Below are 22,408 nucleotides of genomic sequence, written 5' to 3' on the forward strand. Positions count from 1 at the left end.
CACAGCATTCACACTGAGTCATCCATGAGCGACAAGAAAGCCTCTTCGAAGTCCGACGCCAAGCCGCAGTCGAAATACCCGGTCAACCTGCTCGACACCCCGTTCCCGATGCGCGGCGACCTGCCCAGGCGCGAGCCGGCATGGGTGAAGGAATGGCAGGACAACAAGATCTACGAGAAGATCCGCGCGGCGAGCCGTGGCCGCGACAAGTTCATCCTGCACGACGGCCCGCCGTACGCGAACGGCGACATCCACCTCGGCCACGCGGTCAACAAGATCCTGAAGGACATGATCGTCAAGGCGCGCAACCTCGCGGGCTTCGACGCGGTCTATGTGCCGGGCTGGGACTGCCACGGCATGCCGATCGAAATCCAGATCGAAAAGCAGTTCGGCAAGTCGCTGCCGGCCGCTGAAGTGATGCAAAAGGCGCGCGCCTACGCGAGCGAGCAGATCGAGAAGCAGAAGGCGGGCTTCCGGCGTCTCGGCGTGCTCGGCGACTGGGACAACCCGTACAAGACGATGAACTTCGCGAACGAGGCCGGCGAGATCCGCGCGCTCGCGAAGATCCTCGAAAAAGGCTACGTGTTCCGCGGCCTGAAACCGGTCAACTGGTGTTTCGACTGCGGCTCGGCGCTGGCGGAAGCGGAAGTCGAGTACAAGGACAAGACCGATCCCACCATCGACGTGATGTTCGCCTTCGCCGAACCGGAAAAGACCGCGCAGGCGTTCGGGCTCGCGTCGCTGCCGAAGGCGGAAGGCGGCATCGTGATCTGGACGACGACGCCCTGGACCATCCCCGCGAACCAGGCGCTCAACGTGCATCCGGAGATCGTGTACAGCCTCGTCGATACGTCGCGCGGCTTGCTGATCCTCGCCGAAGAACGCGTCGAGGAGTGCCTGAAGAACTACGACCTGAGCGGCACGACGCTCGCGACGGCGAAGGGCGAAAAGCTCGCCAACCTGCGCTTCCGTCATCCGCTCGCTTCCGCCCATCCGGGCTACAAGCGCACGGCGCCCGTCTATCTCGGCGACTACGTGACGACCGAAAGCGGCACCGGCATCGTCCACTCGTCGCCGGCGTATGGCGTGGAAGACTTCGTGTCGTGCAAGGCGCACGGCATGTCGGATTCCGACTTCATCAACCCGGTGATGGGCGATGGCCGCTACATCGAATCGCTGCCGCTCTTCGGCGGCCTCTCGATCTGGAAGGCGAATCCGCAGATCGTCGAGGCGCTCGCGGGTGCAAAATCGCTGCTGAAGTCCGAAAACTACACGCACAGCTACATGCACTGCTGGCGCCACAAGACACCGATCATCTATCGCGCGACGTCGCAGTGGTTCGCCGGCATGGACGTCAAGCCGCACGACAGCGCGAAGACGCTGCGCGAAACCGCGCTCGAAGGCATCGAGGCGACGGCGTTCTATCCGTCGTGGGGCAAGCAGCGCCTTTACAGCATGATCGCGAACCGGCCGGACTGGACGCTTTCGCGTCAGCGCCAGTGGGGCGTGCCGATGGCGTTTTTCGTGCATAAGGAAACGGGCGAACTGCATCCGCGCACGCTGGAGCTGCTGGAGGAAGTGGCGAAGCGCGTCGAGGTGAGCGGCATCGAAGCGTGGCAGACGCTTGAACCGCGCGAGCTGATCGGCGACGACGCCAACCTGTATGAAAAGAACCGCGACACGCTCGACGTCTGGTTCGATTCCGGCACGACGCACTGGCACGTGCTGCGCGGCTCGCACAAGGACGCGCTGCAATTTCCCGCCGACCTTTACCTCGAAGGCTCGGACCAGCATCGCGGATGGTTCCATTCGTCGTTGCTGACCGCGTCGATGCTCGATGGCCGCCCGCCCTACAACGCGCTTCTGACGCACGGCTTCACCGTCGACGGCGAAGGCCGCAAGATGTCGAAGTCGCTCGGCAACGGCGTCGATCCGCATGAGGTGTCGAACCGGCTCGGCGCGGAAATCATCCGCCTGTGGATCGCCTCGACCGATTATTCCGGCGAGCTCGCGATCTCCGAGGAAATCCTGAAGCGCGTGACGGAAACGTATCGGCGCATCCGCAATACGCTGCGCTTTTTGCTCGCGAACCTGTCGGATTTCGACGTCGAGAAAGACGCGCTGCCGGTCGGCGAGTGGCTCGAAATCGACCGCTATGCGATCGCACTCGCGCAGAACCTCCAGGACGACGCGCTCGCGCATTACGAGAAGTACGAGTTCCATCCGGTCGTGTCGAAACTCGCGACGTTCTGCTCGGAAGATCTGGGCGGCTTTTATCTCGATGTGCTGAAGGATCGTCTCTACACGACGAAGCCCGATTCGCGCGAGCGCCGTGCCGCGCAGACCGCGCTCTTCCACATCGCGCACGGTTTGCTGCGGCTGATCGCGCCGTATCTGTCGTTCACGGCGGAAGAGGCCTACAAGGTGCTGAAGCCCGGTCAGGACACGATCTTTACCGAGGTCTACCACGCCTATCCGCAAGTGCCGAACGCCGGCGAACTGCTCGACACGTGGACCCTCGTGCGCTCCGCTCGCAGCGACGTGACGAAGGCGCTGGAAGAGGCGCGCACGGCGAACGAGATCGGATCGTCGTTGCAGGCGGAAGTCGTCGTGCGCGCGAGCGGTGCGCGCTACGACGCGCTCGCCGGACTCGGCGCGGATCTCAAGTTCGTGCTGATTACGTCGGCGGCATCGCTCGAGAAGGTGGCGGGCGAAGCGGAGGAAGGCGTCGAGGTGATGGCGTCGAAGTATCTGAAATGCGAGCGCTGCTGGCACTACTGCGCGGACGTCGGCGCGAACGCCGAGCACCCGGGCTTGTGCGGACGCTGCATCTCGAACCTCTTCGGCGCGGGCGAATCGCGGAGCGCAGCATAATGGCAAGAACGATGTCGAAACAAAGCAGTGGTTCTCTTGCGCCGTGGCTCGGCGTCGCGGCAATCGTGATCCTCTTCGACCAGTTGACGAAGATCGCGGTCGCGCGCGTGTTCGCCTATGGCGAGCCGCACGCGCTTACGCCGTTCTTCAACTTGCTGCTCGTCTATAACCGCGGCGCCGCGTTCAGCTTCCTCGCGGCGGCGGGCGGATGGCAGCGCTGGGCGTTCACGGGACTCGGCATCGTGGCGACGATCGTGATCTGCTATCTGCTCAAGAAGCATGCGGCGCAACGGTTGTTCTGTACCGCGCTCGCGCTCATCATGGGCGGCGCGATCGGCAATGTGATCGACAGGCTCGCTTATGGGCATGTGATCGATTTCCTCGATTTCCACGTGAACACGTGGCATTGGCCGGCGTTCAATCTCGCGGATAGTGCGATTACCGTCGGGGCGGTGTTGCTCGTGTTCGACGAACTGCGGCGCGTGCGCGGAACGAAGTAGGCGCTGGCAAGCTTTTCAGAAGGTTCGACGATGTCACCGTCCGCGTCCGGGGAGGACGAATTGAACACAGCAGAACTTGCAGGCAAGCATCTTCTCTTGGGCCTGACCGGTGGAATCGCCTGCTACAAGATCGCCGAACTGACGCGCCTCTTGACCAAGGCCGGCGCCACCGTTCAGATCGCGATGACCGAAGCAGCCACGCAATTCATCACGCCCGTTACGATGCAGGCGCTCTCCGGCCGCCCGGTCTACACGTCCCAGTGGGACGCGCGCGTGCCGAACAACATGCCGCATATCGACCTGTCGCGTGAAGCCGATGCCATCGTCATCGCGCCCGCCTCCACCGACTTCATCGCCAAACTCGCGCACGGCCAGTGCGACGATCTGCTCTCGACGCTGTGCATCGCGCGCGATTGTCCACTGCTCGTCGTGCCCGCGATGAACCGCCAGATGTGGCAGAACGCCGCGACGCAACGCAATGTCGCGACGCTGCGCGGCGACGGCGTCGAAGTGCTCGGACCGGATTCCGGTCCGCAGGCGTGCGGCGAAATCGGCGACGGTCGCATGCTGGAACCCACGGCCACATTCGAAGCCATCTGCGCGTTCTTCCAGCCGAAGATCCTGCGCGGCCGACGCGTCCTGATCACCGCCGGTCCGACTTTCGAGCCGCTCGATCCGGTGCGCGGAATCACGAACCGCTCGTCGGGGAAAATGGGCTTCTCGCTCGCGCGCGCCGCCGCGCAGGCCGGCGCCGACGTCCACCTCGTCGCGGGACCGGTCGCGCTGGAAACGCCGTGGGGCGTCTTTCGCGAGGACGTGCAGACCGCGCAGCAGATGTACGACGCGGTCATGCAGGCGAGCGCCGACGCCGACATTTTCATCGCGGTGGCGGCCGTGGCCGACTGGCGCGTCGATCACGTCGCCGAGCACAAGATCAAGAAGTCGGCCGATGAAAAGCTGCCTACGTTCAGCTTCGTCGAGAATCCCGACATCCTCGCGGCCGTCGCGAAGCTTCCGAATCCGCCGTACTGCGTCGGATTCGCGGCGGAAAGCGGCGATCTCGACGTGCACGGCGAGGCAAAGCGCGTGCGCAAGAACGTGCCGCTCTTGATCGGCAACCTCGGCCCGCTGACCTTCGGACTCGACGACAACGAAGTCGTGCTCTTCGAAGCGTCGGGCAAGACGCGCCTGCCTCGCGCCGACAAGAAGCTGCTCGCGCGCACGCTGATCGGCGAAATTGCGAAGCGCGCGCCGCGCGGCGGCTCGATCCTCTCCTGAGCAATCCACGCACGGCAACCGCACGATGACGAAACTCTCCGTTCTCGACCAAACGCCGGTCATCCACGGTCACAGCACGGCCGACGCCATCGCGGCCACGCTCGATCTCGCCCAGCTCGCCGACGATCTCGGCTACACGCGCTACTGGTGCGCCGAACATCACGGGTTGCGCGGCGTGTCCAATCCCTGTCCGGAAGTTCTGCTCGCGCGCGTCGGCAGTCTGACGAAGCGCATCCGCATCGGCTCGGGCGGCATCATGCTGCCGTACTACAGCGCGTTCAAGGTCGCCGAGCAATTCCTGATGCTCGAAGCGCTGTTTCCGAATCGCATCGACTTGGGCGTTGGACGCGCGCCCGGCGGCGACATGCGCACGGCGCAAGCCGTCGCGTCCGGCGACTACAACCGCGGCGACATTTTTCCGCAGCAGGTTGCCGACCTCATCGGCCTCTTCAACGGCACGCTGCCCGACGATCACCTCGCGCACGGCGTCCTGCTGCAACCGCAGATCGACACGCGCCCGCAACTGTGGATGCTCGGTTCGAGCGACTTCGGCGGACTGCTCGCGGCGCAGCTCGGCATCCGCTACGCGTTCGCGCATTTCATCAACGCGCAGTATGGACATCGCGTGGCCGAGGCGTATCGCGAGCGCTTCACGCCCGGTAACGAAGCGAAGCCGTATCTCGCCGCCGCCGTGTTCGTGATCTGCGCCGACACCGACGAAGAAGCCGCCGCGCTCGAAAAGGCCGTCGACTTGCGCCGCGTGCAGATGGCATACGGCCTGAACATGCCGATTCCGTCGATCGAACAAGGCGCCGCGCAGCACTACGGCGAGCGCGAACTGAACGTGATCGCGCGCGAGAAGAACCGCAGCATCATCGGCACGCCGGAACGCGTCACGGAGGCGCTTCATGCGCTGCAGGAACGTTTCGACGCAGACGAACTCATCGTGCTGACCGTTGCGGGAAGCTACCGCGCGCGCAGCCGTTCCTATCAACTCCTGGCCGAAGCGTTCGACCTCGGCCGCCCGAACTGAACCCATGAAACTCGACGTCAAGATTCTCGATGCGCGCATGCGCGATTTCCTGCCCGCCTACGCCACGACCGGCAGCGCGGGCCTCGACCTGCGCGCGTGCCTCGACGCGCCGCTCGTCCTCGCGCCCGGCCAGACGGCGCTGGTGCCGACGGGCCTTGCGATCCATCTCGGCGATCCCGGCTATGCCGCGATGATCCTGCCGCGTTCGGGTCTCGGCCACAAGCACGGCGTCGTGCTGGGCAATCTCGTCGGCCTGATCGATTCGGATTACCAGGGCCAGTTGATGATCTCGACGTGGAATCGCGGCGACACGGCCTTCACGCTCAATCCGATGGAGCGTCTCGCGCAAATGGTGATCGTGCCGGTCGTGCAGGCGGAGTTGAATATCGTCGACGACTTCGAGACCAGCGAGCGCGGCGCGGGCGCTTTCGGGAGCACCGGCAAGCACTAAGCGCTCTCTGGCGCAAAAAAAACGGCGCGGATAAAAATCCGCGCCGTTTTTCATTGCGACGCGCCGTCACGGCGCGCCACGTTGCTTCGTCACTCGACCTCGACCGCTTCCGGATTCGGATTGCGCGGCACGGGGTTTTCATCGAACGTCAGTTGCACCTTGTCGTTCTCGTCCACATCGACGGTCACGCGGCCGCCCGACAGCAGCTTGCCGAAGAGCAACTCGTCGGCGAGCGCCCGGCGGATCGTGTCCTGGATCAGACGCTGCATCGGCCGCGCGCCCATCAGCGGGTCGAAACCGTGCTTCGCCAGGTGCTTGCGCAGCGCGTCGGTGAAGAGCGCGTCGACCTTCTTCTCGTGCAACTGATCTTCCAGTTGCATCAGGAACTTGTCGACCACGCGCATGATGATTTCTTCATCGAGCGAGCGGAAGCTGATGATCGCGTCCAGACGGTTACGGAACTCCGGCGTGAACATGCGCTTGATATCGGCCATTTCGTCGCCGGTTTCGCGGCGGTTCGTGAAGCCGATCACGGACTTGTTCATCGCTTCGGCGCCCGCGTTCGTCGTCATGATGATGATGACGTTGCGGAAATCCGCCTTGCGGCCGTTGTTGTCCGTCAGCGTGCCGTGGTCCATCACCTGCAACAGCACGTTGTAGATGTCCGGATGCGCCTTTTCGATTTCGTCGAGCAACAGCACGCAATGCGGCTTCTTCGTGACGGCTTCGGTCAGCAAACCGCCCTGGTCGAATCCGACATAGCCCGGCGGCGCGCCGATCAGCCGGCTGACCGCGTGACGCTCCATGTACTCGGACATATCGAAGCGCAGCAGTTCGATGCCGAGCGTGAACGCGAGCTGCTTCGCGACTTCCGTCTTGCCGACGCCCGTCGGACCCGAGAACAGGAACGCGCCGATCGGCTTGTCCGTCTTGCCGAGACCGGCACGCGCCATCTTGATCGAAGCCGACAGCGCGTCGATCGCCGGGTCTTGCCCGAACACGACGCTCTTCAGATCGCGATCGAGCGTCTGCAGCTTGCTGCGGTCGTCCTGCGAGACGCTTTGCGGCGGCACGCGCGCGATCTTCGAGATGATCTCTTCGATCTCGTTCTTGCCGATGGTCTTCTTCTGCTTCGACTTCGGCAGAATGCGCTGCGCCGCGCCCGCTTCGTCGATCACGTCGATCGCCTTGTCGGGCAGATGACGGTCGGTGATGAAGCGCGCCGACAGTTCAGCCGCGGCCGACAGCGCGCCCGACGAATATTTCACGCCGTGGTGCTCTTCAAAACGCGTCTTCAGGCCGCGCAGGATCGCAACGGTCTGCTCGACGGTCGGCTCGGTCACGTCGACCTTCTGGAAGCGCCGCGACAACGCCGCGTCCTTCTCGAAGATGCCGCGATATTCCGTGAACGTGGTCGCGCCGATGCACTTCAGCTGCCCCGACGACAACGCCGGCTTCAGCAGGTTCGATGCGTCGAGCGTGCCGCCCGATGCCGCGCCCGCGCCGATCAGCGTATGGATTTCGTCGATGAACAGAATGGCGTGCGGACGCTCCTTCAGCTCCTTCAGCACCGTCTTGAGACGCTGCTCGAAGTCGCCGCGATACTTCGTGCCCGCGAGCAGCGCGCCCATGTCGAGCGAATAAACCTGCGCATCGGCGAGAATGTCCGGCACTTCGCCGCGCGTGATGCGCCAGGCGAGACCTTCGGCGATCGCGGTCTTGCCGACCCCGGCTTCGCCGACGAGCAGCGGATTATTCTTGCGACGGCGGCACAGCACCTGCACCACGCGCTCGACTTCCGACTCGCGGCCGATCAGCGGATCGATCTTGCCGTCCTTCGCAAGCTGGTTCAGGTTCGACGTGAACTGCGCGAGCGGCGTTTCCTTTTGCGCGGCGGCGTCGTCCGTTTCCGGGTTCGCCTCGCTGCTCGCCTTCGCGGCGTCGCCGCTGTTCGTCTTCGCGATGCCGTGCGAAATGAAATTCACGACGTCGAGCCGCGTCACGCCCTGCTGCTGCAGGTAGTAGACCGCGTGCGAATCCTTCTCGCCGAAGATCGCGACCAGCACGTTCGCGCCAGTCACTTCCTTCTTGCCATTCGACGTCGACTGCACGTGCATGATCGCGCGCTGAATCACGCGCTGGAAACCAAGCGTCGGCTGGGTATCGACGTCGTCCGTGCCGGGCACGGTCGGCGTGTTGTCATGAATGAAATTGCGCAGGTTCTGACGCAAATCTTCTATGTTTGCTGCGCATGCGCGCAAGACTTCAGCCGCGGTCGGGTTGTCCAACAAGGCCAGTAAAAGATGCTCGACCGTAATGAACTCGTGCCGCGCCTGACGTGCTTCCATAAACGCCATGTGCAGACTGACTTCCAGTTCCTGGGCAATCATGCTTCCTCCATCACACACTGCAGCGGGTGCCCCGCTTGCCGTGCATGGCTAACGACTTGCTCAACTTTGGTCGACGCGATGTCCCGCGTGTAGACCCCACAAACTCCCCTGCCCTCGCGATGAACCTTCAGCATGATTTGCGTCGCGGTCTCACGATCCTTGTTGAAATATTCCTGCACGACCATCACGACGAATTCCATCGGCGTGAAGTCGTCATTCAGCAGCACCACCTTGTACATCGCAGGCTGCTTGAGCTTCTGCTCCTGCCGCTCCAGTACCGTGCCGTCCTGCTTGTTGGGATTGATCGCCATACACCCATTCTAAACAACTCGGACAGGCCCGCAATGCCTCCGGTAACGCCAACCGTCCGGTCGGAAAACTGGCACCGCGGATGCCCGCATCGAGCCCATCCTGCCTGAATTCTGCCGGCGCCGTCTGCGCGCCAGCCCGCTTGACCCTTCTGTGAATCCAGTATCGCACAGCTTCAAAAAAAACTGACTGCAGGGCGCGTCTCGCGACTACCACTCAAGTGAGACGATTATGCGACTTTTCAAGATGGCTTGCTTGCGCGGCCGCACACACGCAAAGCAGGAATAACCCTACGAATGTGCTCTTTACAACGGGCTTATCGGCTATCTCAAAATTTTCTTGACACGTGATTTAAGAGATTCAACAATCAAACTGGCACTTTTTTCCGAAGGCCATTCAGGCGAAAAAATGCCGAGGTGAGCTAGTGAGGAGGGCACGGTTCACATAGTGGCCGCTGAGCTTTTCGAGCGTGCTCGTGGAAGCGACGAGAGCTAGAGGGGAAGTAGGTATGTCAACTGGTACGGTCAAATGGTTCAATGACGCGAAAGGCTACGGATTCATCACGCCCGACGAAGGCGGCGAGGATCTGTTCGCACATTTCTCGGCTATACAGATGAACGGTTTCAAGACGCTCAAAGAAGGCCAGAAGGTCAGCTTCGAGATCGTCCAGGGACCGAAGGGCAAACAGGCTTCGAATATTCAGGACGCGGCCTGACCGTTCGATCGCACTTTTTTGCCTGCTGGACCCGGCCTCGTGCCGGGTTTTTTGTTTTTGGAGTGCGGATTATGTGCGGCCGCGGCGTCGGCGATTCGTGGAAAGCGCGATCAGTTTTCCGACGATCTGGACACCGGACAGGATTCACCAGCGTGCGCGTCGCGATTGCGAGATCGAGGACGCAAAAATGACCGATATACGCCGACTTCACTCCGGCGCACGGCGCACGGCGAAACGATTTCAGCCGCTATTTTCCGAGCGTTGATTCTTAACGATCCTCGATAACGCGCGGCATTGAATATCGGAAGTCATGAAAAAACCCCGGCGACACTTGCATGCCAGCCGGGGCCTTCTATCGCGTGAAGCCGATCCGCGACTACATATTCTCGATCATCACCTGCCCGAAACCGGAGCACGAGACCTGCGTCGCGCCTTCCATCAGCCGCGCGAAGTCGTACGTCACGCGCTTCGACAAAATCGACTTCTCCATCGAACTGATGATCACATCCGCCGCTTCGGTCCAGCCCATGTGACGCAGCATCATCTCCGCCGACAGGATCTCCGAGCCCGGATTCACATAATCCTTGCCCGCATACTTCGGCGCGGTGCCGTGCGTCGCTTCAAACATCGCGACCGAATCCGACAGGTTCGCGCCCGGCGCAATGCCAATGCCGCCGACTTGCGCCGCCAGCGCGTCGGACACGTAGTCGCCGTTCAGGTTGAGCGTCGCGATCACGTCGTATTCAGCCGGACGAAGGAGGATCTGCTGCAGGAACGCATCGGCGATCACGTCCTTCACGACAATGTCGTTGCCCGTCTTCGGATTCTTGAATTTCATCCACGGGCCGCCGTCGATGAGTTCCGCGCCGAACTCCTGCTGCGCGAGTTCATAGCCGTAGTCGCGGAACGCGCCTTCGGTGAACTTCATGATGTTGCCCTTGTGCACGAGCGTGACCGTGCGGCGGTCGTTGTCGATCGCGTACTGGATCGCCTTGCGCACGAGCCGCTGCGTGCCTTCCTTCGAAACGGGCTTGATGCCGATGCCCGATGTCTCCGGGAAGCGGATCTTCGTCACGCCCATTTCCTCGCGCAGGAACTTGATGACCTTCTTCGCTTCTTCCGACTGCGCGGGCCACTCGATACCGGCGTAGATGTCTTCGGAATTCTCGCGGAAGATGATCATGTTGATCTTCTCGGGCTCGCGCACCGGTGACGGCACGCCCTTGAAGTACTGCACCGGCCGCAGGCAGACGTACAGGTCCAGTTGCTGGCGCAGCGCGACGTTCAGCGACCGGATGCCGCCGCCGACAGGTGTCGTGAGCGGACCCTTGATCGAGACGATGTATTCCTTCACCACGTCGAGCGTTTCTTCCGGCAGCCACACGTCCGGGCCGTATACCTTGGTCGCCTTCTCGCCTGCGTAGATCTCCATCCAGTGGATCTTCTTCTTGCCGCCGTACGCCTTCTCGACCGCCGCATCGACGACCTTGATCATCACCGGCGTGATGTCGAGGCCCGTGCCGTCACCTTCGATGTACGGAATGATCGGCTGGTCGGACACGTTGAGGGAGTAATCCGCGTTGACGGTGATCTTGTCACCGCCCGTCGGAACCTTGATGTGCTGATACGGCATGGTCGACTCCAAAGAAGGCTGGCTGGTTGATACCTGGCTTACGAGCTGGCTGAAGCAGATTGCGACGATGCATGGAACTGCGCGCTCCGGTGAGCGTCCCCGCGCGCGCCCTTGGCCGGCCGGGCATCCAGGATAATATTCTAGACCACCGAAGCGGGCGGTCGCGCAGCGTCCGGAGCGGCGCCGGGCGCGCGCGAGACTGCGCGGGCAAGGCCGGACGCAACTCCTATGTCTTATATAAGACCTGCGAGTTACAGAGTCGGATTATGCATTAATATGCCGCCATCCGCCAGCACGCAGACGAGCCCGAAGCCAGCCAGAAGGCGCGTGAATCAAGGCCCGGCGCCCTCTTCCCGATTTTTCTCATCCCAGCCATGTCGCTCATCGCCCTCAACAAACCGTTCGGCACGATCTGTCAGTTCTCCGCGCACGAGACGCGCGCGTCGCTCGGGGACTGGGTGAAAAAACCGGGCGTCTATCCCGCGGGCCGGCTCGACGCCGACAGCGAAGGCCTCCTGCTCCTCACCGACGACGGCGCATTGCAGACGCGCATCGCCGAGCCGCGTCACAAGCTCGTCAAGCGTTATTGGGCGCAAGTGGAAGGCGCACCTGACGAGACGGCGCTCGCGCGCCTTGCGAGCGGCGTCGATCTCGGCGACTACGTCACGCGCCCGTGTCATGCCGCGTTCGTCGAGTTAACGAAGGCCGACGCGCAACTCTGGTCGCGCACGCCGCCGATCCGCCATCGCGCGGCGATCCCGACGACGTGGATCGAACTGTCGATCACCGAAGGCAAGAACCGCCAGGTCCGGCGCATGACGGCGGCGGTCGGCTATCCGACGTTGCGGCTCGTGCGCGTCGGCATCGGCGCGCTCGATGTATTCGCGCTCGGGCTCGCACCGGGCGAGTCGACGGAGTTGCCGCCGCGCGCGCCGTGGAACGGCATCGCATGAACTTCGCCGTGCTTCAAACTCCTGTCACGAAAAAGCGCTAACGCACGACCCACCAAGCGATTTAAAGCAATCCGCAATATCAAAAAAGATTTTCGTCAACCGGTTGTCGCCACCCTGCGTTAGTGGTCGCAGATGCCTTGCAAAGCTATCCGGCATTAGCGAATGACCGCACCAAACACCTGCTTGAGACAGGCTTTTTGTAAGGTTTTAGCGCTCGCAGCGATACCGGTTTATTTATCGATATCACTGTCAACCGAAAGGTGGATGGCTCGTTTACCGACATGACTCCAATAACCGGGTCGTTTGGTTAATTTACTCAAGCTGAGGATTCACAGATGAACAAACTGATCGCTGCTCTCGTCGCTGGCCTGTTCGCAACGGCTGCATTCGCACAAGCTTCGGACGCAATGGCTCCGGCAGCACCGGCAGCGGCTTCGACGGCCCACAAGTCGACGCACCACAAGAAGACGTCGCACAAGAAGTCGCACAAGAAGGCAGCTTCGTCGGCTGAAGCAGCACCGGCCGCTGCTACGGGCGCATCGCAGTAAGTTTGTTGTAACTCGCTTTAAAGCGAAGCCAGAAAAACAGCCGTACCGCTACCGCAGTACAGCCGTCTTCATGGCGTTAAAAGGCAGAATGCCCTCGGGTACTCTGCCTTTTTCTTTTGCAGGTGCATCGAGTAACATGCGCGGGTCATGTCGGCTTTTGCGGCTTTTTCCCCGATCTTTTCTGTTACCAGGGCTTCCAAGGAGTTTCGTCGTGCGTCTTTCGCTGCGCTCATTCAAACCGCTCGCTTCATTCGATCCGCTCGCCTCGTTTCGCCAATCCGGTTTCGGGCGGCGTCTCTGCGCGCTGGCCGTCGCGCTCCTTCTGCCGATCGCGGCGATCTCCACGGTGCACGCGCAGCAACTGCCGCCGGGCGCGAAGCAGCCGGGCGAATTTCCGCGCGCGCGGCTCACGGCTGGCATGTTCGTGATCGACGCAGCGGTCGCGGCCAACGATGCCGATCGCGAGCAGGGACTCATGTATCGTACGAAACTCGCGCCCAACGAAGGTATGCTCTTCGTCTTCAACGAAACCGCCGTGCATTGCTTCTGGATGAAGAACACGCTGATCCCGCTGTCGATTGCATTCATTCGCGGCGACGGCACGATCACCGACATCGACGAAATGCAGGCCGAGACGACGGACAATCACTGTCCGCGCAACAACGGCGTCTATGCGCTCGAAATGAGCAAGGGCTGGTTCACGTCGAAGGGCATCAAGCCGGGCATGAAGATGCAAGGGCTTCCCGCAGCGCACTAGGCCTGCCGCAGTCGCCCGCTGCGAACGAGATCAGCCGAGCCGGCGCGTCCACCCGACGCGCCGGTTTTTTTTCGCCCGCGGCATCGCTGCGCCGCGCCCGGCCGCGTCGCGCGCGGCGCGTATCGGCGGCCGGCCGCGCCTGGCAAGAATCCTGCAAGAAGCGTGTCGAAGCGCTATCCTGATAGACCGCGAGAGACCAGCGAGACGCTGTCCGGCGCTTTCCCGGCCGCGCGCGAGGGCGGCCAGCCTGCCTTTCGCCGCTTCAGGGAAAGTCGCCATCCGCTCGACCCATCCACAGGAGGTTCACGTGCCCCGCAAGACTCCCATCGAGCGCTATCGGAACATTGGCATCAGCGCTCACATCGATGCCGGCAAGACCACCACCACCGAACGCATTCTTTTCTACACCGGTGTGAACCACAAGATCGGCGAGGTTCACAACGGCGCGGCCACGATGGACTGGATGGAACAGGAGCAGGAGCGCGGCATCACGATCACCTCCGCTGCCACGACGGCCTTCTGGAAAGGCATGGCCGGCAATTATCCGGAACACCGCATCAACATCATCGACACCCCCGGGCACGTCGACTTCACCATCGAAGTCGAGCGTTCGATGCGCGTGCTCGACGGCGCCTGCATGGTCTACGACTCGGTCGGCGGCGTGCAGCCGCAATCGGAAACCGTCTGGCGCCAGGCCAACAAGTACAAGGTGCCGCGCATCGCGTTCGTCAACAAGATGGATCGCGTCGGCGCCGACTTTTTCCGCGTGCAGCGCCAGATCGGCGACCGGCTGAAGGGCGTCGCGGTGCCGCTGCAGATTCCCGTCGGCGCGGAAGACCACTTCCAGGGCGTGATCGACCTCGTGAAGATGAAGGCGATCATCTGGGACGAAGCGAGCCAGGGCGTGCTGTTCGAGTATCAGGAGATTCCGGCGAACCTGCTCGCGACCGCGCAGGAATGGCGCGACAAGATGATCGAGGCCGCCGCCGAAGCGAACGAAGCCTATCTGGAGAAGTACCTCGGCGGCGAGGAACTGACCGAGGAAGAGATCAAGAGCGGCATCCGCCAGCGCACGATCGCCAACGAAATCGTGCCGATGCTCTGCGGCAGCGCGTTCAAGAACAAGGGCGTGCAGGCGATGCTGGACGCCGTGATCGATTACCTGCCCTCGCCGGTCGACGTGCCCGCCATCCTCGGTCACGACGAGTACGACCGGCAAGCGGAACGCCATCCGACCGACGACGAGCCGTTCTCCGCGCTCGCGTTCAAGATCATGACGGACCCGTTCGTCGGGCAACTCATCTTTTTCCGCGTGTATTCGGGCGTGGTGAATTCGGGCGATACCGTCTACAACGCCGTGAAGGAAAAGAAGGAGCGGCTCGGGCGGATTCTTCAGATGCACGCAAACGAGCGCAAGGAAATCAAGGAGGTGTACGCGGGCGACATCGCCGCGGCCGTCGGTCTGAAGGAAGCCACCACCGGCGACACGCTCTGCGATCCGAATCACGTGATCATCCTCGAAAAAATGATCTTCCCGGAGCCGGTCATCTCGCAGGCCGTCGAGCCGAAGACGAAGGCCGACCAGGAAAAGATGGGCATCGCGCTCAACCGGCTCGCGCAGGAAGATCCGTCGTTTCGCGTGCAGACGGACGAAGAATCCGGCCAGACCATCATCTCCGGCATGGGCGAGCTGCACCTCGAAATTCTTGTCGACCGGATGAAGCGCGAATTCAACGTCGAGGCGACCGTCGGCAAGCCGCAGGTCGCGTATCGCGAGACGATCCGCGTGCCGATCGAAGATGTCGAAGGCAAGTTCGTCAAGCAGTCGGGCGGACGCGGGCAGTACGGCCACGTCGTCATCAAGATGGAACCGCAGAAGCCGGGCGGCGGCTATGAATTCGTCGATGCGATCAAGGGCGGCGTCGTGCCGCGCGAGTACATTCCGGCCGTCGACAAGGGTATTCAGGAAACGCTGAAAGCGGGCGTGCTCGCGGGCTATCCGGTCGTCGACGTGAAGGTGACGCTCACGTTCGGTTCCTACCACGACGTCGATTCGAACGAAAACGCGTTCCGCATGGCCGGGTCGATGGCGTTCAAGGACGGCATGCGCCGTGCGAAGCCCGTGCTGCTCGAACCGATGATGGCGGTCGAAGTGGAAACGCCCGAGGAGTTCATGGGCAACGTGATGGGCGACTTGTCCAGCCGGCGCGGCATCGTGCAGGGCATGGAGGACATCGCGGGCGGCGGCGGCAAGCTCGTGCGCGCGGAAGTGCCGCTCGCGGAAATGTTCGGCTATTCGACGACGCTGCGCTCGCTCTCGCAGGGCCGCGCGACCTACACGATGGAGTTCAAGCACTACGCGGAAACGCCGTCGAACGTCGCCGAGGGCGTCGTGAACGCGAAGTCGAGATAAGCTGCGTTGCTGTAACGAGTCCGTTGTATGCCCGTGCTTCACGAGTGGCCGCAACGGACTTTTTTTATCCGCGCGCTTTACCTGACCTGAACGGGAGACGACGATGAGCGACGAACCGAAGATCGACTGGCGCGAGCACGGCGTGAAGGTGATCCGCGCTGGTCAGCTCGATACCAACACGCCGCAGACGCCCGGCATGAACCGGGCGGCCGCGATCGACGCGGCGCGGGTCGGGGCGCAGAAGATCTGGGCCGGCACCGTGACGATCCATCCGAACGCGAAGACCGGCGCGCACCATCACGGCGCACTGGAAAGCGTGATCTACGTCGTGCGGGGCCAGGCGCGCATGCGCTGGGGCGAGCATCTCGAATTCACCGCCGAAGCCGGTCCGGGCGACTTCATCTTCGTGCCGCCGTACGTGCCGCATCAGGAGATCAACGCGCGCACCGACGAGCCGCTCGAATGCGTGCTCGTGCGCAGCGACAACGAGGCCGTGGTGGTGAACCTGAACATCGACGCGGTGGAGCAACCGGAAGAGGTTTTCTGGGTCGATCCGATCCACAAGCATCCGCACGATCACTGATGCGGCACGCGCGGCGCGGGACTTGCTAGCTGTCGCTTCCTGAGCCGGCGCGAAGCGAATACGGCGAGTCGCGTCGGACGAATTCTGCCCGGCTACACTGGCGAGGCGTCGGCAGGCCCGGCGAACCGGCGGCGCCTCTTATCGCGCTGCCCGCAACAATGACAACATACGGAACGGAACGCCCACTGATGAAGACATCGACCGATCACGATCAAGCCTTCGACCGCGCCCTCGACGATGCGCGCACCTCGGCCGGCGAACTGGGCAATCACGCCATCGACGAATTCAAGGCCGGCCGGCTCACGCGGCGCGAACTGCTGCGGCACGCGAGCATGCTCGGACTCGCGCTCGCGCTCGGCGGCGCGATCGACATCGGCGGCGGATTGGGCGGATTGGGCGGATTGGGCGTACTGGGCACCCCGCGCGCCCGCGCACAGGGCACGGGCAAGCCCGGCGGCACGATCCGCGTCGCGCACCTGACGCCTGCGGGCGCGGTCGATCCGCTCACCGTGACCGACGCCGCCGGCCTCGCGCTCATCAACCAGACGGGCGAATTCCTGATCGACGACGACGGCGAGAAGCTCACGCTGCGCCCGGCGCTCGCGCTGTCGTGGAAGTCGAACGACAAGGGCGACGTGTGGACCTTCAAGCTGCGCGACAACGTCAAGTTCCACGACGGCCAGAAGATGACCGCGAAGGACGTCGCCGCGACCTTCAACCGCCTCGCCGACCCGGGCAGCGGTTCGGCGGCGCTGTCGGTGCTGAAGGGCGTGTTGTCGAAGGATTCGGTGAAGGCCATCGACGCGCTCACGGTCGAATTCCATCTCGATGCGCCGAACGGCAACTTCCCGTTCTACGTTTCCTCCGACAACTTCAACGCGGTGATCTTGCCCGCGAATTTTTCGGGCAGCTACGAGAAGTCGTTCATCGGCACGGGGCCGCTCAAGTTCGAAAAGTACACGCCGAAAGTGGGCGCGTCGTTCGTGCGCAACCCGGACTACTGGGGCGAGAAGGCGCTGCCCGATCGCGTGACTTTCGCGTTCTACGCCGACCAGCAGGCGCAACTGCTCGCGCTGCAAGGCCGCCAGGCCGACGTGATGGGCGACTTCACCGTCCAGGGCGGCCTGTCCGTGCTGAACAACCGCGAGTTCAAGGTGCTCGGCGTGAAGTCGAGCGCGCATCGGCAGATGCACATGCGCAACGACATGGGCCCGTTCAAGGACAAGCGCGTGCGTCAGGCGCTCGCGCTCGCGATCGACCGCGAGATCATCGTCAAGGGCCTGTTTCGCGGCCGCGCCGCGCTCGGCAACGACAGCCCGTTCGCGCCGATGTTTCCGTCGAGCGACCTGTCGGTGCCGCAGCGCAAGATCGACGTCGCGAAGGCGAAGCAACTGCTCGCGCAGGCCGGCGTGCCGAACGGTTTCGAGATCACGCTCACGACCGAGAAGTACATGGAAATTCCCGATCTCGCCGTGGTGATTCAGAATGCGGCGAAGGCGATCGGCGTGAAAATTTCGCTGAAGGTGGAAAGCCAGGAGCTGTACTACGGCGCGGGCACGTTCGGCAAATCGGACTGGCTCGATTCGCCGCTCGGCATCACCGACTACGGCCATCGCGGCGTGCCGAACGTGTTCCTCAACGCGCCGCTCGAAAGCGGCGGCACGTGGAACGCCGCGCACTTCAAGAATCCGCAGTACGACAAACTGGTCGCCCAGTTCGTCGCGGCGCTCGACGTCGCCTCGCAGAAGAAGCTCTCCGCGCAGATCCAGACGCTGTTGTTCGACGAAACGCCGGTCGTGATTCCGTATTTCTACGATTATCTGGTCGTGACGCGGGCGAACGTGGCGGGCGTGCGCTTCAATGCGAATTCCCAGCTTTATCTCGATCGCGCGACGATTGGTGGCTGATCCGGTGGCTGATCCGGTAGCTGATCCGTCTCTCGGCCGCGCTGTTTGCGCGGCGCGCACATGGAGGGCCCCGCGACCATGAACACCGCGACGAAAGCGCTCCCGCCCGCACGCGCGAGCGGCCAGGCGTGGCGCATCGCCCGTTTCGTCGGCACGCGGCTCGTGCTGGCGCTGATCACGCTGTGGCTCCTTTCGGTGATCGTGTTCGCCGGCGGCCAGATGCTGCCGGGCGACGTCGGCCGCGCGATCCTCGGCCCGCTCGCCGATGCGCGCGCCGTCGCGGCGCTGAATCACCAGTTGGGCGTCGACCGGCCGCTCCTCACGCAATACACGGCGTGGATCGGCCATTTCCTCGCCGGCGACATGGGCCAGTCCTACGCGTTTCGCGCGGCCGTCGCGCCGTTCGTGCTCGAAGCGCTCGCGAACTCCGCGAAGCTCGGCGCGCTGGCGTTCGTCGTCGTGGTGCCGCTCGGCATCGCGGGCGGCGTGTTCGCGGCGCTGCACGCGGGCCGCTTCATCGACCGCGCGATCAGCATCACCGGGCTCTCGGCGACGGTCGTGCCGGAATTCGTCTCGTCGATCGTGCTGATCCTCGTGTTCGGCGTGTGGCTCCAGTGGCTGCCGATCGAGGCGACCTTCCCGCCCGACGCGAACGTGCTCGTGCAGTTGAAGCACCTGATCCTGCCCGTGCTGCCGCTCGTGCTGGTGTTCTTCGGCTATATCGCGCGGATGGCGCGGGCGGGCACGGTCGAAGCGCTCGACGCCGACTACACGCGCACCGCGATCCTCAAGGGCCTGCCGCGCCGCACGGTGATCTGGCGGCATGTGCTGCGCAACGCGCTCCTGCCGACGGTGACGGTCGCCGCGACGCAGCTCGGCTACATGATCGGCGGACTGGTCGTCGTGGAAACGCTCTTTCACTATCAGGGCATCGGCTCGCTGATCTACAACGCCGCGAAGGCGAAGGACTTTCCGATGCTCGAAGCCGGCGTGCTGACGGTCGGGGTGATCTACACGGCGGCGAACCTGATCGCCGATGCGCTTTATGTCGTGCTCAATCCGCGGCTGCGCGTGAAGGAATCGCGATGAGCACTCTGCCCTCGCCCACGGTCAAGACACCGCGTTTCCAACGCTCGGCGGCGCTCCTGCGCTCGCCGACCTTCCTGATCGGCGCGCTGATCCTGCTGTTCTGGGTCGCGTGCGCGCTCGTCGGACACGCGCTCGTGCCGCAGGACCCGTATGCCTCCGATCCGCTCAACTCGCTCACGCCGCCCGACGCCGCGCACTGGTTCGGCACCGATCAGCTCGGCCGCGACGTGTTCGCGCGCGTGATCGTCGGGGCGCGCGACATCCTCACTATCGCGCCGCTCGCCACGCTGCTCGGCACGCTCGCGGGCACGGCCATCGGTCTTATCGTCGGCTATTTCGACGGCTGGGTCGACAACGTGATCGGCCGCGTGATCGACGCGCTGCTCGCGCTGCCGCTCGTGATCGTGGCGCTGCTCGCGCTCGCGGCGGTCGGCGCGAGCAACGCGACGGTGATCATCGTGATCGGTCTCACCTTCGCGCCGATCACCGCGCGCACGGTGCGCTCGGCAGTGTTCGCCGAGCGCAATCTCGACTACGTGCTCGCGGCGCAACTGCGCGGCGAAAACGCTTTCTACATCATGTTCGCCGAGATCCTGCCGAACGTGCTGCAACCGATCATCGTCGAGGCGACGGTGCGGCTCGGCTACGCGATCTTCGCCGTCGCGACGCTCTCGTTTCTCGGCTTCGGCATCCAGCCGCCGTCCGCGGACTGGGGCCTCGCGCTCTCCGAAAGCTACACGCTGATGGCGGGCGGCGCATGGTGGACCGTCGTCTTCGATGCCGCCGCGATCGCCTCGCTCGTGGTCGGCGTGAATCTCGTGGCGGACGCCGTCGAAGGAGTGCTCGACCGATGAACGGACCTCCGCCCGCCGCCTTCCCCGCCTTCGACGTCGGCAAGCGCGACCGCGCCGATGCGCTGACCATCGTCGGCCTGACGGTCGCTTATCGGATGCGCGGACGCGAGCGCGACGTGCTGCAGGACGTGACCTTGCGCGTGAAGCGCGGCGAGGCGTATGGCCTCGTCGGCGAATCGGGCTGCGGCAAGTCGACGGCCGCGCTCGCGGTGCTGCGCTATCTGCCGCGCAACGGGCGCGTGAAGGCGGGCCGGATTTCGATCGGCGGACAGGACGTCGCGTCGCTCGACGCCGACGCGCTGCGCCGCATGCGGGCCAACGCGGTGTCGATGGTCTACCAGGACCCGGGCCGCGCGCTCAATCCGTCGCTGACCATCGCGCGGCAGGTGTCGGAGGCGTTCGAGGCGTCCGGCGCGACGGCCGCCGACGCGCTCGCGCGCACCGTCGAGATGCTCAGGCGCGTGCGCATCGCGTCGCCCGAGCGCGTGATGGAAAGCTATCCGCATCAACTGTCGGGCGGCATGCAGCAGCGGGTCGTGATCGCGATGGCGCTCGCGTGCAATCCCGAACTGCTGATCCTCGACGAACCGACGACCGGGCTCGACGCCACCGTCGAGGCCGAAGTGCTCGATCTGATCGCGCAATTGCGCGCGGAACTCGGCACGGCGGTGCTCTTCATCAGCCACAACCTCGCGGTGATCGGGCGCATGTGCGACCGCGTCGGCGTGCTGTATGCGGGCAAGCTCGTCGAGGAAGGCGCGACGCGCGACGTGTTCGCGCGGCCGCGTCATCCGTACACGGTCGGCTTGCTGCGCTGCCTGCCGAGCGCCGGACGCAGCAAGGACGCGGGCCGGCTCGACACGATTCCCGGCTCGCTGCCGCTGCCGGGCACCGTAACGCAAGGCTGCATCTACGCGGACCGCTGCAAGCTCGCCGACGAGCGGTGCCTGCGCGACGCGCCGCCGCCTTATCGCGTGGCAGCGTCGAACGGCGACCAGATGGCGCGCTGCCACTATCACGAACGCGCGATCGACCTGCCGCGCGCGACGCCCGACGCCGTGAGCGAATCGGCCGCGCCAAACCGCACGAGCGTCGCGCTGCGTGCGCGCAACGTATCGAAGACGTTTCGCGTCGGCAACGAACAGGTGCGCGCGGTCCACGACGTCTCGCTCGATCTGGCGGAAGGCGAGACGCTCGGCCTCGTCGGCGAATCGGGCAGCGGCAAGACGACGCTCGCGAAGCTGCTGCTCGGCCTGCTCTCCCCCGACGAAGGCGCGACGCTCGAACTTGACGGCGCCGCTCTGCCCGCGCGCGTCACGCGCCGCAACGACGCGCAGGTGAAGTCGCTGCAAATCGTGTTCCAGAATCCGGATTCGGCGTTGAACCGCGCACATTCGGTGCGCCGGCTGATCGCGCGTTCGCTCGCGAAGCTCGCGTCGCTGCGCGGCGCGGAGAAGGAAGCGCGGCTCCAGTCGCTTGCCGAATCGGTGCGGCTGCCCGAGCGCTATCTCGGCTCGCGCACGCGACAGTTGTCGGGCGGACTGAAGCAGCGCGTCGCGATCGCGCGGGCGTTCGCGGGCGATCCGCGCGTGGTCGTCTGCGACGAGCCGACGTCCGCGCTCGACGTCTCCGTGCAGGCGGCGATCCTCAACCTGCTCGCGGATTTGCAGCGCGAGCGCGGCGTGAGCTACGTGTTCATCTCACACGATCTCAACATCGTGCGTTACCTGTCGGACCGGATCGCGGTGCTGTATCTCGGCAGGATCATGGAAATCGGGCGCGCGGCGGACGTCTTCGGCGGGCCGCAGCATCCTTATACGGAGGCGCTGCTGTCGTCCGTGCCGACGCTCGGCGATGGCGCTCAGGAAAAGCGCATTCGCCTGTCGGGCGAATTGCCGAGCGCGGCGAATCCGCCTTCGGGCTGCGTCTTCCATACGCGCTGTCCGCGCAAGCTCGGCGCGATCTGCGAGCAACAGGCGCCGCCCGACGCCGACGCCGGCGACGGTCACCGGATTCGCTGTCATATCCCGGTCGAGGAACTGCGCGCGCTGCAATGGGCGCCAGGGCCGGCGCAACTTGACGGAACGCAAACTTGAAGGAACGCAGCTTGACGGAACCTAT

The 22,408-nt window shown here is 64.0% G+C and carries 18 protein-coding genes; 15 read left to right on the plus strand and 3 right to left on the minus strand.

All coding sequences use genetic code 11. The features are described 5' to 3' along the window. The first annotated feature begins 24 nt into the window (after positions 1-24). The 5 genes from ileS to dut are packed head-to-tail and all read left to right on the plus strand — an operon-like array spanning position 25 to position 6,136. Entirely contained in the window at positions 25-2,874 is a 2,850-nt protein-coding gene (gene ileS / locus AWB66_RS13825; RefSeq protein ID WP_087630845.1) for an isoleucine--tRNA ligase, read from the plus strand. Further along, a complete protein-coding gene (gene lspA, locus AWB66_RS13830) occupies positions 2,874-3,374 on the plus strand; it encodes a signal peptidase II (protein ID WP_087630846.1) in 501 nt (166 codons plus the stop codon). The genes ileS and lspA overlap by 1 nt, the downstream gene beginning before the upstream one ends. A 60-nt stretch (positions 3,375-3,434) precedes the next feature. Next, positions 3,435-4,652, plus strand: a complete 1,218-nt coding sequence (coaBC, locus tag AWB66_RS13835; RefSeq protein WP_087630952.1) for a bifunctional phosphopantothenoylcysteine decarboxylase/phosphopantothenate--cysteine ligase CoaBC — start codon at positions 3,435-3,437, stop codon at positions 4,650-4,652. A 25-nt stretch (positions 4,653-4,677) separates the two neighbouring features. Then, positions 4,678-5,685 (plus strand): LLM class flavin-dependent oxidoreductase, encoded by a 1,008-nt coding sequence (locus AWB66_RS13840; RefSeq protein ID WP_087630847.1) that lies wholly within the window; start codon positions 4,678-4,680, stop codon positions 5,683-5,685. Positions 5,686-5,689: 4 nt separating this feature from the next. Further along, positions 5,690-6,136 (plus strand): dUTP diphosphatase, encoded by a 447-nt coding sequence (gene dut, locus AWB66_RS13845; protein ID WP_087630848.1) that lies wholly within the window; start codon positions 5,690-5,692, stop codon positions 6,134-6,136. 89 nt (positions 6,137-6,225) lie between these two features. On the opposite strand, the gene clpA is transcribed toward dut, so the two are convergent. Then, positions 6,226-8,526 carry an ATP-dependent Clp protease ATP-binding subunit ClpA gene (gene clpA, locus AWB66_RS13850; RefSeq protein ID WP_087630849.1) on the minus strand — a complete coding sequence of 767 codons (2,301 nt, stop codon included), beginning with the start codon at positions 8,524-8,526 and terminating at the stop codon, positions 6,226-6,228. Beyond that, positions 8,523-8,837, minus strand: coding sequence for an ATP-dependent Clp protease adapter ClpS (gene clpS / locus AWB66_RS13855; protein ID WP_050453822.1), 315 nt, complete (start codon positions 8,835-8,837; stop codon positions 8,523-8,525). The genes clpA and clpS overlap by 4 nt, the downstream gene beginning before the upstream one ends. Before the next feature lie 506 nt (positions 8,838-9,343). On the opposite strand from clpS, the gene cspD reads away from it, so the two are divergent. Beyond that, positions 9,344-9,550 carry a cold shock domain-containing protein CspD gene (cspD, locus tag AWB66_RS13860; RefSeq protein WP_008351201.1) on the plus strand — a complete coding sequence of 69 codons (207 nt, stop codon included), beginning with the start codon at positions 9,344-9,346 and terminating at the stop codon, positions 9,548-9,550. A 376-nt stretch (positions 9,551-9,926) separates the two neighbouring features. Here the strand turns inward: cspD and icd are convergent, their stop codons facing one another. After that, complete coding sequence (gene icd / locus AWB66_RS13865) at positions 9,927-11,183, minus strand: NADP-dependent isocitrate dehydrogenase (protein ID WP_087630850.1); 1,257 nt, start codon at positions 11,181-11,183, stop codon at positions 9,927-9,929. Between the two features lie 374 nt (positions 11,184-11,557). Between icd and AWB66_RS13870 the strand changes: the two genes are divergently transcribed. The 9 genes from AWB66_RS13870 (at position 11,558) to AWB66_RS13910 (ending at position 22,383) form a co-directional block, all read left to right on the plus strand. Then, entirely contained in the window at positions 11,558-12,136 is a 579-nt protein-coding gene (locus AWB66_RS13870; RefSeq protein WP_087630851.1) for a pseudouridine synthase, read from the plus strand. Positions 12,137-12,471: 335 nt separating this feature from the next. Continuing rightward, positions 12,472-12,684, plus strand: coding sequence for a hypothetical protein (locus tag AWB66_RS13875; RefSeq protein ID WP_087630852.1), 213 nt, complete (start codon positions 12,472-12,474; stop codon positions 12,682-12,684). Between the two features lie 304 nt (positions 12,685-12,988). Then, positions 12,989-13,441 carry a DUF192 domain-containing protein gene (locus AWB66_RS13880; RefSeq protein WP_087630953.1) on the plus strand — a complete coding sequence of 151 codons (453 nt, stop codon included), beginning with the start codon at positions 12,989-12,991 and terminating at the stop codon, positions 13,439-13,441. 307 nt (positions 13,442-13,748) lie between these two features. Next, complete coding sequence (fusA, locus tag AWB66_RS13885; protein WP_087630853.1) at positions 13,749-15,854, plus strand: elongation factor G; 2,106 nt, start codon at positions 13,749-13,751, stop codon at positions 15,852-15,854. 103 nt (positions 15,855-15,957) lie between these two features. Next, the gene (locus tag AWB66_RS13890; RefSeq protein WP_087630854.1) at positions 15,958-16,437 is read left to right on the plus strand and encodes a cupin domain-containing protein; all 480 of its coding nucleotides are present in this window, start codon (positions 15,958-15,960) and stop codon (positions 16,435-16,437) included. 188 nt (positions 16,438-16,625) lie between these two features. Beyond that, complete coding sequence (locus AWB66_RS13895; protein ID WP_087630855.1) at positions 16,626-18,344, plus strand: ABC transporter substrate-binding protein; 1,719 nt, start codon at positions 16,626-16,628, stop codon at positions 18,342-18,344. 78 nt (positions 18,345-18,422) lie between these two features. Further along, on the plus strand, positions 18,423-19,433 hold the full coding sequence (locus tag AWB66_RS13900; protein ID WP_087630856.1) for an ABC transporter permease: 1,011 nt from the start codon (positions 18,423-18,425) through the stop codon (positions 19,431-19,433). Beyond that, on the plus strand, positions 19,430-20,287 hold the full coding sequence (locus AWB66_RS13905; protein WP_087630857.1) for an ABC transporter permease: 858 nt from the start codon (positions 19,430-19,432) through the stop codon (positions 20,285-20,287). The genes AWB66_RS13900 and AWB66_RS13905 overlap by 4 nt, the downstream gene beginning before the upstream one ends. Next, the gene (locus AWB66_RS13910) at positions 20,284-22,383 is read left to right on the plus strand and encodes a dipeptide ABC transporter ATP-binding protein (protein WP_087630858.1); all 2,100 of its coding nucleotides are present in this window, start codon (positions 20,284-20,286) and stop codon (positions 22,381-22,383) included. The genes AWB66_RS13905 and AWB66_RS13910 overlap by 4 nt, the downstream gene beginning before the upstream one ends. The last annotated feature ends 25 nt before the right edge of the window (positions 22,384-22,408 follow it).

It is taken from the genome of Caballeronia telluris (genome assembly GCF_001544495.1).
GTDB lineage: Bacteria > Pseudomonadota > Gammaproteobacteria > Burkholderiales > Burkholderiaceae > Caballeronia > Caballeronia telluris.

What these genes read in the sequence shown, in the direction of transcription:
- AWB66_RS13890 (WP_087630854.1), top strand. Translation starts at nt 15,958, where the DNA reads ATGAGCGACGAACCGAAGATCGACTGGCGCGAGCACGGCGTGAAGGTG.
- cspD (WP_008351201.1), top strand. Translation starts at nt 9,344, where the DNA reads ATGTCAACTGGTACGGTCAAATGGTTCAATGACGCGAAAGGCTACGGA.
- icd (WP_087630850.1), bottom strand. Translation starts at nt 11,183, where the DNA reads ATGCCGTATCAGCACATCAAGGTTCCGACGGGCGGTGACAAGATCACC.
- AWB66_RS13905 (WP_087630857.1), top strand. Translation starts at nt 19,430, where the DNA reads ATGAGCACTCTGCCCTCGCCCACGGTCAAGACACCGCGTTTCCAACGC.
- dut (WP_087630848.1), top strand. Translation starts at nt 5,690, where the DNA reads ATGAAACTCGACGTCAAGATTCTCGATGCGCGCATGCGCGATTTCCTG.
- AWB66_RS13875 (WP_087630852.1), top strand. Translation starts at nt 12,472, where the DNA reads ATGAACAAACTGATCGCTGCTCTCGTCGCTGGCCTGTTCGCAACGGCT.
- clpA (WP_087630849.1), bottom strand. Translation starts at nt 8,526, where the DNA reads ATGATTGCCCAGGAACTGGAAGTCAGTCTGCACATGGCGTTTATGGAA.
- clpS (WP_050453822.1), bottom strand. Translation starts at nt 8,837, where the DNA reads ATGGCGATCAATCCCAACAAGCAGGACGGCACGGTACTGGAGCGGCAG.
- ileS (WP_087630845.1), top strand. Translation starts at nt 25, where the DNA reads ATGAGCGACAAGAAAGCCTCTTCGAAGTCCGACGCCAAGCCGCAGTCG.
- AWB66_RS13870 (WP_087630851.1), top strand. Translation starts at nt 11,558, where the DNA reads ATGTCGCTCATCGCCCTCAACAAACCGTTCGGCACGATCTGTCAGTTC.
- AWB66_RS13900 (WP_087630856.1), top strand. Translation starts at nt 18,423, where the DNA reads ATGAACACCGCGACGAAAGCGCTCCCGCCCGCACGCGCGAGCGGCCAG.
- AWB66_RS13840 (WP_087630847.1), top strand. Translation starts at nt 4,678, where the DNA reads ATGACGAAACTCTCCGTTCTCGACCAAACGCCGGTCATCCACGGTCAC.
- AWB66_RS13895 (WP_087630855.1), top strand. Translation starts at nt 16,626, where the DNA reads ATGAAGACATCGACCGATCACGATCAAGCCTTCGACCGCGCCCTCGAC.
- lspA (WP_087630846.1), top strand. Translation starts at nt 2,874, where the DNA reads ATGGCAAGAACGATGTCGAAACAAAGCAGTGGTTCTCTTGCGCCGTGG.
- AWB66_RS13910 (WP_087630858.1), top strand. Translation starts at nt 20,284, where the DNA reads ATGAACGGACCTCCGCCCGCCGCCTTCCCCGCCTTCGACGTCGGCAAG.